This is a genomic window from Rhodoferax sp. (assembly GCF_039922535.1).
Classification (GTDB): domain Bacteria; phylum Pseudomonadota; class Gammaproteobacteria; order Burkholderiales; family Burkholderiaceae_C; genus Rhodoferax_B.
The window spans coordinates 1-6,178 of record NZ_JBDTEM010000502.1 but is presented as its reverse complement, the minus strand read 5'-3'; the positions used below and the strand labels follow the sequence as shown (position 1 = coordinate 6,178).

Below are 6,178 nucleotides of genomic sequence, written 5' to 3'. Positions count from 1 at the left end.
GCTCGCGTTTCACCTTGGCCAAAATCTCCAGCCCTCTATCGATCCCGGGGCCGCGGAAGGTGTTGCCACTGCTGCGGTTGGCCTTGTCGAAACTGCTTTTAAAGATGAACGGAATGCCTAGCGCGGTGGTGATTTCCTTGAGCGTACCGGCGGTGTCCATCTGCAGCTGCTCGGACTCGATCACGCAGGGGCCTGCGATCAGGAAGAAGGGCTGGTCCAGGCCAATGTCAAATCCACACAATTTCATTTTTTGGCTCCTTGGTGCTGCTTCACCGCAGCCTTCACAAATGCATTGAACAGCGGATGCCCATCCCACGGCGTGGACTTAAATTCGGGGTGGAACTGCACGCCCACAAACCAGGGGTGCTGGCTTTGCGGCAGTTCGACCATTTCGGTCAGTTGCTCGCGCTGCGTCAAAGCCGAAATCACCAGCCCGGCATCGCGCAGGCGGTCCAGGTAGTGCACATTGGCCTCGTAGCGGTGGCGGTGGCGCTCGGTGACCACGTCGCCGTAGATGCTGTGCGCCACGGTGCCGGGGGCCACGTCGGAGCTTTGCGCGCCCAGGCGCATGGTGCCGCCCAGGTCGGAGTTCTCGTTGCGGGTTTTGATGGTGCCGTCGGTATCTTTCCACTCGGTGATCAGCGCGATCACCGGGTGCGGCGTGGCGGGTTCGAATTCGGTGCTGTTGGCATCGGCCAAGCCCGCCACGTGGCGCGCAAATTCGATGGTGGCCACCTGCATGCCCAGGCAGATGCCCAGGTAGGGCACTTTGTGCTCACGGGCAAACTGGGCTGCGCAGATCTTGCCCTCAATGCCGCGTTTGCCAAAGCCGCCGGGCACCAGAATGGCATCAAATGCCGCCAGGCTGTCCACGGTGTCGGGGACGATGGTTTCGGAATCGATGTAGCTGATCTTCACCCGCACATGGTTCTTCATGCCGGCGTGGCGCAGGGCTTCGTTCAGCGATTTGTAGCTGTCGCTCAGGTCCACATATTTGCCGACCATGGCGATGTTCACGTCGCCGCGCGGGTTGGCGGTTTCAAACACCAGATCGTCCCAGCGCTTGAGGTTGGCGGGCGGGGTGTTCAGGCGCAGCTTGTCGCAGATCAGGCCGTCCAGGCCTTGCTCGTGCAGCATGCGCGGCACTTTGTAGATGGTGTCCACGTCCCACATGGAGATCACGCCCCACTCGGGCACGTTGGAAAACAGCGAGATCTTGGAGCGCTCTTCTTGCGGAATCGGGCGGTCGGCGCGGCACAGCAGCACGTCGGCCTGGATGCCGATTTCGCGCAATTGCTTGGCGGTGTGCTGGGTGGGCTTGGTTTTGAGCTCGCCTGCAGCGGCAATCCAGGGCACGTAGCTCAGGTGCACGAAGGCAGTGTTGTTCGGGCCCATCTTCAGGCTCATCTGGCGCACGGCTTCCAGGAAGGGCAGGGATTCGATGTCGCCCACGGTGCCGCCCACTTCGACCAGCGCCACGTCTACCGCGTCGGCTTCGCCAAAACGCGCCCCGCGCTTGATGAATTCCTGGATTTCGTTGGTCACGTGCGGAATCACCTGCACGGTTTTGCCCAGGTAGTCGCCACGGCGCTCTTTGTCGAGCACGCTCTTGTAGATTTGGCCGGTGGTGAAGTTGTTGGACTTGCGCATGCGCGTCTCAACAAAGCGCTCGTAGTGGCCCAGATCCAGGTCGGTTTCTGCGCCGTCGTCGGTGACGAAAACTTCACCGTGTTGCAGCGGCGACATGGTGCCAGGATCTACGTTGAGGTAGGGGTCCAGCTTGATCAGGGTGACTTTGAGCCCCCGCGATTCGAGGAGTGCTGCGAGAGAGGCGGCGGCGATTCCCTTGCCCAGGGAAGACACGACACCACCGGTGATGAAGACAAATTTGGTCATCTCGAAGTCGGGCCTGAAGCCCGAGGAGGTGGAAATAGTGATTATAGGCGCGTGGATTGGGCCGTCTTGACTTACGCAGCACCCCACTGAAGGGCCTCTGGCCCGCCAGTGGGGTGCTGCGTAAGTCAAGGTAGTTTTGCTCTGCTACATTGCGGCGCATGAACCCCAATACACCTCTCTTGGCGGGCGGCGACCTCGTAGGCAAGCACATTGTGCTGGGCCTGACCGGCGGTATTGCTTGCTACAAATCGGCTGAGCTGTGCCGCCTGCTGACCAAGGCCGGGGCCACGGTGCAGGTGGTGATGACCGAGGCGGCTACGCAGTTCATCACCCCGGTAACGATGCAGGCGCTGAGCAACCGCCCTGTCTATGGCTCTCAATGGGATGCGCGCGAGCCCAACAACATGCCCCACATCAATCTGAGCCGCGAGGCGGATTTGATTTTGATCGCCCCGTGCAGCGCCGACTTCATCGCCCGGCTGGTGCAGGGCCGCACCGACGAGCTGCTGAGTCTGCTGTGCCTGGCGCGGCCCATGGCCACGGTGCCGCTGCTGGTCGCGCCCGCCATGAACCGCGAAATGTGGGTGCACCCCGCCACCCAGCGCAACATGGCGCAGCTGCAGGCCGACGGCGCGGTGATGCTGGGCGTGGGCAAGGGCGAACAGGCCTGTGGTGAAACGGGCGATGGCCGCATGCTGGAGCCCGCCGAGTTGCTGGAGGACGTGATTGCCTTCTTCCAGCCCAAAACCCTGGCCGGGCAGCGCCTGCTGGTCACTGCAGGGCCCACCTACGAGGCGATGGACCCGGTGCGTGGCATCACCAACCTGAGCAGCGGCAAGATGGGTTTCGCCATCGCCCGCGCCGCCCGCGAGGCCGGGGCCGAGGTGACTTTGGTGGCCGGGCCGGTGGCCTTGGCGACCCCACGCGGCGTTTCCCGGGTGGATGTGAAATCTGCACAAAATATGCTCTCAGCGGTGGTTCCGCTTGCGCAAGCAGCTACGATATTCGTAGCAACTGCCGCCGTGGCCGACTGGCGGCCTGCCGTGGCGGCAGACCACAAAATCAAGAAAGACGGCTCGGGTGCCACGCCCCAGCTGCAGTTTGTCGAAAACACCGACATCCTGGCCACCGTAGCCCAATCGGCCCGGGCGCTCAGTGGCGCGCTGTTTTGCGTAGGTTTTGCGGCCGAGAGCCAGGACCTGCTGGCCAACGCCCAGGCCAAGCGCGCCCGCAAAGGCGTACCGCTGCTGGTAGGTAACATCGGCCCGGCCACCTTTGGTAAAGACGACAACGCACTGCTGCTGGTCGATGCGCACCGTGCCATCGAACTGCCCCATGCCTCCAAACTGACCCTCGCGCGCCAACTCGTCGCCGAGATCGCCCAACGCATTCCCCGTACTCCTCACATTTCCCAATGATCATCGACCTCAGAATCATCGACCCGCGCATGGCGGACCAATTACCCGCCTACGCCACGCCCGGCAGCGCGGGTCTGGACCTGCGCGCCTGCCTGGACGACCCTCTGGTGCTGGCCGCCAATGCCTGGAAACTGGTACCCACCGGCATCGCCATCCACCTGGCCGACCCCGGCTTTGCCGCCATGATCCTGCCGCGCTCCGGCCTGGGCCACAAGCACGGCATCGTGCTGGGCAACCTGGTGGGCTTGATCGACAGCGACTACCAGGGCCAGCTGATGGTCAGCGCCTGGAACCGCAGCAGCGTGCCGTTCACCATCGAACCCATGGAACGCCTGGCCCAACTGGTCATCGTGCCGGTGGTGCAGGCGCAGTTCAACGTGGTCACCGAATTCCCTGCCTCTGTGCGCGGCGAGGGCGGGTACGGGTCTACCGGTAAGGTTTGAGGATTTGCTACTGTTTGTGTAGCTTCTAGCGTAGGCACTACCTGCGCTGGAGCCACTTTTTGTTAAAAAATGAAATCAGGCCGCCTGCAATGCCCACTCTGCCGCGCTGATGGCGTGGATGGCAGTGGTGTCAAACAACGGTACGGTGGCATCGGTCGCATCCACCAACAGTGAGATTTCAGTACAGCCCAGGATGATGGCCTGCGCGCCTTGGGCCACCAGCTGGGCCATGATTGCGCGGTAGGCTGCGCGGGAGGCGGGCAGGATCTGCCCCTGGCACAGCTCATCGTAAATGGTGCGGTGCACAGTGTCGCGGTCGGGTGCGTCGGGCACCCGCACTGTGAGGCCGTGGCGGGTTTCCAGCCGGGCGCGGTAGAAATCCTGTTCCATGGTGAACCGCGTGCCCAGCAGGCCAACGGTGCTGAATCCCGCCGCCTGGATGGCCGTGGCGGTGGGGTCGGCGATGTGCAGCAGCGGGATGCTGACGGCGGACTCGATGGCGGCGGCGACCTTGTGCATGGTGTTGGTGCACAGCACCACGCAGTCGGCCCCGGCCCGGGCCAGGGCGCGGGCCGCTTCGGCCATTACAGCCCCGGCGGCATCCCAGTCGCCCGCGTGCTGCAGGCGCTCGATCTCAAAGAAGTCAACGCTGAACAGAATGACTTTGGCCGAATGCAGGCCGCCGAGCCGCTGTTTGACGGTTTCGTTGATCTGGCGGTAGTAAGGAATGGTCGATTCCCAGCTCATACCGCCGATGAGGCCGATGGTTTTCATGCTTTGCCGAGGTGGACGTCGGCGGGTCAGCGGTTTGCGGTCTGCCAAAAGTTGCGCAACAACTGCATGCCCGGTGGCGCATCCGCCGAAGCGCTGGTGTCTACGCCCATGTGCTTCCAACGGGCGTTGGACAGCGCCAGCAGCATGGAGACGGTGGGCTGTGCAAAACCCATGGCCCAAGTGCTGAAGACGCGCTCGTTGATGGGCTCCAGCAGCAGCTCGACGAGGTTGCCGTGCAACGGATCGACGCAGATGCGTTGGTAGGTCTGCCGAACTGACGTGTCCGGCCCCTCCAGATATTGCATGAAGTTGCCGTCGCTATAGAGCAGCACGCCGGTCACTGCATTTTGCTGGTTGCGCTCGCGGCACAGGCTGAGCAGGTGCTCCAGCTCGGTTTCGCGCAGGCGGCTGCGGGCGGTGCTGACATAGACCAGGCTAAGAAGAGGAGGCATGGGCTGAATAGATGGTAAAAAACGAGACAGGCGATTTATACCGCGTGAATCAGGGCGGTACAGACCCGGTTGCGGCCGGTGGCCTTGGCGCGGTAGAGGGCGGTGTCGGCCCGGTCGATCAGCAGGTCGATGCTTTGGCGGGGCAACATGCTGGCACAGCCGATGCTCAAGCGCAGCGACAGCTGGCTACGGCCTGCGTCGATGGTGCGCGTGGCGATGTTGTGGCGCAGGCGTTCGGCCAGGTCGGCGGCATGGTGGATGGGAGTGGCGGGTAGGATGATGAGGAATTCTTCCCCGCCCCAGCGGCTCACGCAGTCCATCTTGCGGCAGGTTTGGGCGAGTTGTTGCGCCACCGCGCGCAGTGCCGTGTCGCCTGCCGGGTGGCCGAGCTGGTCGTTGACGTTTTTGAAGTGGTCAATGTCACACAGCAGCACCGAAAACTCCGATTCGATGCGCTGGTAGCGGCTCCATTCCTGTTCCAGCCGCTCCTGGGCTTCGCGCCGATTGGGCAGGCCGGTGAGAGTGTCGGTACGCGACAGGCGGTTGTTTTCTTCCAGTGCGTGGCACAGCTCGTGCACATCGCGAAAGGCCACCATGTAGTAGTCTGGCCAGAGCGGTGAGGCGAGTTCCACGGTGACGATAAACCAGCGCTTGTGCCCGTTTTTGCACTGCACCAGGGCCTGCAATTCGGCCGTGGGAAGGCCTTTTTCTAGGCTTTCGGTGATTTTGGCTTGCCAGTTAGCTATGACGCTGGCCCGGTACTCTAGATCGGGATAAGCCTTTTCGAACCAGGTATTGGAGTTGGGAATGTCGGCCAGGGTGTAGCCCAATTGGGCTGTAAATGCTTTGTTCAGAAAGAACTGCTGTCGCGGACTGCCAGCCGCCTGGCCGGCCGACTTGGCGACCTTGGAGATGAGCAAGGGCACTGGCGTGAAATCCATGCCACGGCACAGCGTTTGGAGGGACTCGTCAGTGTCCTGCATAGGTTCGGCTAGTCGCATAGGCCTGCGTGTGGGTTGTGCAAGGGAAGCCGCCACGGCTACTGTGTTGTGCCCGTGGTCTGCGCGATGCTACCGCAAGGGCCTCCAGGGTGGGAGGCCCGGCCCCGGTTTTTTTAAACCGTCCGCGCTTAGCGCAGTTGCGGGGTCCGCTGGCCTGCAAACGCCACCGCTATCGCCAGGCTTCTGCGGCCCGG

Annotated in this window: 6 protein-coding genes and 1 pseudogene; 2 read left to right on the top strand and 5 right to left on the bottom strand. The window is 62.8% G+C overall.

What is annotated here, in order from left to right; all coding sequences use genetic code 11:
• Positions 1-247: pseudogene (locus ABI213_RS23485) on the bottom strand (3-deoxy-8-phosphooctulonate synthase); the annotation flags it as partial.
• Positions 244-1,896: a CTP synthase gene (locus ABI213_RS23480; RefSeq protein WP_348028913.1), complete on the bottom strand. Its 1,653-nt coding sequence runs from the start codon at positions 1,894-1,896 to the stop codon at positions 244-246. The gene ABI213_RS23480 and the pseudogene ABI213_RS23485, both read right to left, overlap by 4 nt.
• A 158-nt stretch (positions 1,897-2,054) precedes the next feature.
• Between ABI213_RS23480 and coaBC the strand changes: the two genes are divergently transcribed.
• Positions 2,055-3,314, top strand: a complete 1,260-nt coding sequence (gene coaBC / locus ABI213_RS23475) for a bifunctional phosphopantothenoylcysteine decarboxylase/phosphopantothenate--cysteine ligase CoaBC (RefSeq protein WP_348028911.1) — start codon at positions 2,055-2,057, stop codon at positions 3,312-3,314.
• Complete coding sequence (dut, locus tag ABI213_RS23470) at positions 3,311-3,757, top strand: dUTP diphosphatase (RefSeq protein WP_348028909.1); 447 nt, start codon at positions 3,311-3,313, stop codon at positions 3,755-3,757. Before coaBC ends, dut begins: the two co-directional genes overlap by 4 nt.
• Positions 3,758-3,832: 75 nt before the next feature.
• On the opposite strand, the gene ABI213_RS23465 is transcribed toward dut, so the two are convergent.
• Genes ABI213_RS23465 through ABI213_RS23455 form a run of 3 tightly spaced genes read right to left on the bottom strand, consistent with a single transcriptional unit; the run spans position 3,833 to position 5,966 of the window.
• A complete protein-coding gene (locus tag ABI213_RS23465; RefSeq protein ID WP_348028907.1) occupies positions 3,833-4,531 on the bottom strand; it encodes an aspartate/glutamate racemase family protein in 699 nt (232 codons plus the stop codon).
• A 26-nt stretch (positions 4,532-4,557) separates the two neighbouring features.
• Positions 4,558-4,983: a BLUF domain-containing protein gene (locus tag ABI213_RS23460; RefSeq protein WP_348028906.1), complete on the bottom strand. Its 426-nt coding sequence runs from the start codon at positions 4,981-4,983 to the stop codon at positions 4,558-4,560.
• A 35-nt stretch (positions 4,984-5,018) separates the two neighbouring features.
• Complete coding sequence (locus ABI213_RS23455) at positions 5,019-5,966, bottom strand: GGDEF domain-containing protein (RefSeq protein ID WP_348028905.1); 948 nt, start codon at positions 5,964-5,966, stop codon at positions 5,019-5,021.
• Positions 5,967-6,178 lie beyond the last annotated feature (212 nt).